Raw genomic sequence first — 3,581 nt, 5'->3', positions numbered from 1 at the left:
TTAAAGAAAAGGCGACAGCAAGGTTTCTTGAGACAGATATCATTGGTTCTGGAACACCAATACCTCTTAAATTTTTTAAAGCAAAAGAAACAAAACGCGGCGTAACTTACACACTGTTTGGAAAGAAAGAAATCTTACCCCATGCTTTTATCAAAGGTGGGAGTTTTCCAAAGCGCGTTGAATTAAAAAAGCTGAATGGGAATGTGTTTCAAAGAGCCGATGGAGATCAATTCCCCATTGCAAAACAAAAAGGACCCTCCATTGCTGGGGTGATGTCCAAGCCAGAAATTGCAAGTGCTATTGTAAAAAAAGCCAATGAAAGACTAATCGAAAACATACAGTACCAACTTGCTCGTCAAGAATATGCCGCCAAGATGAAAGCTAAATAATGTTCTTAAGCTATGTCAACACACTACTCACTTTAATTGTAATTTTTAAAGCAGATTATCACTTGCGCTTTGGTTTTTCCCAGAAAAAAATCAATAAAATCAATGCAAAAGGTACTTCCCAGCGGGTTGGGTCTGTTGCGGGGCAGGCTAGCGCGAACTATCGCTAGCGACAGAATTTTCAAATTGACTGTACATTGTACACTTAACTCATTGATAAATAATTATTTAAATATGTACACTGTACAGTATGTGAAAAGTTTTCTTAGCAAAAAGTAATTTTTATTACTTGACAATTCTACAGTAATAGGTATCTTCGAATCAGGTGCCTAGAAAACACCTTACAATACCAAGCGGATTAGTTGCCGAAATAACTAGTCTTCTAAACATTAAAGATTTTGACTCATTATATGTGGTGGCATATAAAGGTCTTGTCGGGTGTAGTTATGCTATACAATACCCTTTATGGGAAAGGCGTAACGACGGACTTGGTACCGTGTTTTCTAGCACCCGGCACTCTTTTAAGAGTGTCAATAGAAAACCTCTATTACCAAGGAGTTCATCATGAACACACTTATAGAAACTAATCAAAGCACTACTAATAGTGCTAATACTCAAACTATGTCTAGCATTGAAATTGCGGGGGTATGTAGTAAGAAGCATAAGAATGTTATGCGCGACATTAAACAAATATTTAGCGAGCTCAAATTTGAGCCGGCTAAGTTTTTAAGCAGTTACATTGATGAACAAGGAAAAACACGCCCTTGCTATCATCTCCCTAAACGTGAATGTTTAATCCTCGTTTCGGGTTACAGCACAGCATTACGAGCAAAAATTATAGATCGTTGGCAGGCACTGGAAACACAAGTAGTCACACCACAGATTGATTACTCGAGTCCTCAAGCAATGATAGGCTTTTTAAATCATCTACAAAGCCAAATAGAGCAGAAAGATCATGTTATCGCTGAATTAGCACCAAAAGCAAAAGCTTTGGAAGGTTTAAAGCGTTCTGATGGTTTGTTTGGCTTAATTGAAGCAGCAAAAATGTTAGAGGTGCGACCAAAGGATTTAACGGATTACTTGCGTAAACATGATTGGGTGTATCGACGGGCTCCAGGGGCGCCTCTGTTACCTTATCAGGACAAGATCAAGAAAGGATTCATGGATTGCCCTGCTATTACCATTCAAAGACCGGATGGTACAGAAAAGGTGCTGCCTTCAACAAAAATCACATCTAGAGGATTAGCTTGTTTGAGAGAACAAATCCATGGAGGTGTACAATGAACACCAGTATCGACTTCTTATGCGATTTATGGATAGCTTTATATCAGTTTTCTAATGATGAAAATATTAATGAAAAAGAGTGTACAGCTCTGATTGACATCATGGGGGTGGTAGAAAAAGCTTTGATTTTCAAACTTCAAGATGAGGTGCCAAATATACTTAAAATCTTAACAGTTCTAACAGATTTTGGCGATTCAGAGTTTCCTACAGTTATGTTACCTTTATTGAAAGCTTACGAACCAAATTTGGAGCCTCCCATTAAAAAGGTTGCTTAAGTAAAACACATCTCCCCTCCCCGTTCTCAAAATGGGGAGGTGGTTTAAAGATCAAGTTTTGAATGGGAGCCCAGACGCACTAAAATCAATCGATCTTGACCAATCAAGCGATAAATCAATACTAAGTCAGGTCGAATATGGCAATCTCGATAATTGCTCCAATTCCCAGTCAATGCATGGTCATGATATCGAGGTTCTAAAGGCTGGTCATTTGCTAATGCTGCAATGATTTGGCGCAAATCAGTATCTAAAAGATGCCGATACCGTCCTTTCATTTCACGCTTGAAATCACGTTTGAAGATAGTGGTACGTTCAATCGTCCGCATAGAGATCGTCAAATAATTCATCTACGGAATGAAACTTTTTTAAGTTACCTTCCTCTAGTTCTGCAAAAGCCGCTATAGTTTCCGCATTAGGTTGAAACAAGAAGGACGGAATAGCTTTATCTTGTGCAATACGCGTCATCAATACTCTCACAACATCACTTACTGATAAACCTGAAGCTTGAATAACTTGATTAGCGATATTTTGAATTTCTTCTGGTACACGCGCCTGAACCATACGACTAGCAGCCATGATGAGCTCTCCTCTTGTAACTGTATTTCAATGTAATACAATTGAAGTTTAATTTCAACTATAAAGCACATTTTTTAGAGTGGCGAGATCGTTTGGCTTAACAACCACTTGCTTTTTTTAAGACTTCACCCATACGTGTTCGCCAATCTTTTCCTTGTTTTTTAAAAGAGGCAATAACATTTGGGTCGAGACGGAGAGTAACCGCTTGTTTGGGAGATTCAACGGGTGGACGCCCGCGTTTACGGCGTTCTTCTGTTACATACTTAAAAAAGGAGGCTGGTAAAACGTCTTTAGCTGGCTTTAAGCGTGCAAGTTCTTCATCTGTTAGTGGTGGGGAATCCACAGCGTCCCAATCTTCTTTTGTATAGCCACATCCTGTTTCAAAGGTTTTTTTGATAGTCATTGAAAACCTCTCTTTCTTTTTTATTCGCTTGACGAAAACTGATAATGGATATCGCTTCATTGCCAAGCTTTGCAAAAACAATAACTGTTGTGTCATCAGCAAAATGTCCAATAGCCTTCATGCGGTTTGAATGGGTTGCATCAATAAAAGCATGTTCCCAGTCAAAGTAAATAACATCGGCAAAATCAAGCTTATGTTTATCAATGTTTAAAGCTCTTTTTGGTTCATCCCACACTATCTTCATATATTTTATGTACACGAAAAATAAAACCTTGTCAATAATTAAAGTGTACAATAATTCGTATATACCATTCAAAATGGAGCAACTATGAATAAGAAAACGCGTAAGGGTCTATCGGTTCGTGCGTTTGCGAAGAAGATGGGTGTTTCACATAATGCGGTGGTTTCACGGATAAAGACAGGTAAATTTGATGCGGCTCTTTTTGAAGATGGTTCTGTCAATGAAGCGCTTGCAACAGCTATCTGGAATGAGAATCCAACAAAGCGCCCTATCCCATTTTTAGCGCCTGATGGAAAGGTGCGGACAAAGATTAAACAAGCCTCCACAGATGGAGCCAACGAATACAAGATAAAACTGGAGCGAATGCAAGTTGCGCTAGCAAAAGAAAAGATTGCTCTGGAAAAGTTACGCGAAAC

General features: G+C 38.8%; 7 protein-coding genes and 1 pseudogene. 4 read left to right on the top strand and 4 right to left on the bottom strand.

Features of this window, described 5'->3' with window-relative positions:
- From ACFIKJ_RS08785 to ACFIKJ_RS08775, 3 genes are all read left to right on the top strand, one after another.
- Nucleotides 1-389: hypothetical protein (locus ACFIKJ_RS08785; RefSeq protein WP_375670504.1), on the top strand; the 389-nt coding region annotated here is incomplete at its 5' end.
- A 561-nt stretch (nucleotides 390-950) separates the two neighbouring features.
- Nucleotides 951-1,670, top strand: a complete 720-nt coding sequence (locus ACFIKJ_RS08780) for a Rha family transcriptional regulator (RefSeq protein ID WP_375652066.1) — start codon at nucleotides 951-953, stop codon at nucleotides 1,668-1,670.
- On the top strand, nucleotides 1,667-1,945 hold the full coding sequence (locus ACFIKJ_RS08775) for a hypothetical protein (protein WP_375652067.1): 279 nt from the start codon (nucleotides 1,667-1,669) through the stop codon (nucleotides 1,943-1,945). Before ACFIKJ_RS08780 ends, ACFIKJ_RS08775 begins: the two co-directional genes overlap by 4 nt.
- Before the next feature lie 44 nt (nucleotides 1,946-1,989).
- On the opposite strand, the gene ACFIKJ_RS08770 is transcribed toward ACFIKJ_RS08775, so the two are convergent.
- The 4 genes from ACFIKJ_RS08770 to ACFIKJ_RS08755 all read right to left on the bottom strand — a co-directional run bounded on the left by ACFIKJ_RS08770 (nucleotide 1,990) and on the right by ACFIKJ_RS08755 (nucleotide 3,168).
- Entirely contained in the window at nucleotides 1,990-2,271 is a 282-nt protein-coding gene (locus ACFIKJ_RS08770; RefSeq protein ID WP_208438264.1) for a type II toxin-antitoxin system YafQ family toxin, read from the bottom strand.
- A complete protein-coding gene (locus ACFIKJ_RS08765) occupies nucleotides 2,258-2,521 on the bottom strand; it encodes a type II toxin-antitoxin system RelB/DinJ family antitoxin (protein WP_004861501.1) in 264 nt (87 codons plus the stop codon). Before ACFIKJ_RS08765 ends, ACFIKJ_RS08770 begins: the two co-directional genes overlap by 14 nt.
- 97 nt (nucleotides 2,522-2,618) lie before the next feature.
- On the bottom strand, nucleotides 2,619-2,924 hold the full coding sequence (locus ACFIKJ_RS08760; protein ID WP_375618924.1) for a BrnA antitoxin family protein: 306 nt from the start codon (nucleotides 2,922-2,924) through the stop codon (nucleotides 2,619-2,621).
- Nucleotides 2,902-3,168 carry a BrnT family toxin gene (locus ACFIKJ_RS08755; protein WP_375627060.1) on the bottom strand — a complete coding sequence of 89 codons (267 nt, stop codon included), beginning with the start codon at nucleotides 3,166-3,168 and terminating at the stop codon, nucleotides 2,902-2,904. The genes ACFIKJ_RS08760 and ACFIKJ_RS08755 overlap by 23 nt, the downstream gene beginning before the upstream one ends.
- Before the next feature lie 84 nt (nucleotides 3,169-3,252).
- Here ACFIKJ_RS08755 and ACFIKJ_RS08750 point away from each other — a divergent pair.
- Nucleotides 3,253-3,581, top strand: a pseudogene (locus ACFIKJ_RS08750) (hypothetical protein); the annotation flags it as partial.

Origin of the sequence: Bartonella sp. PS7NMGDW (assembly GCF_042193585.1) — a bacterium.
Taxonomy (GTDB): Bacteria; Pseudomonadota; Alphaproteobacteria; order Rhizobiales; family Rhizobiaceae; genus Bartonella; species Bartonella grahamii.
Note: the sequence above shows the minus strand (reverse complement) of the source record. Positions and strands in the feature narration are given on the sequence as shown.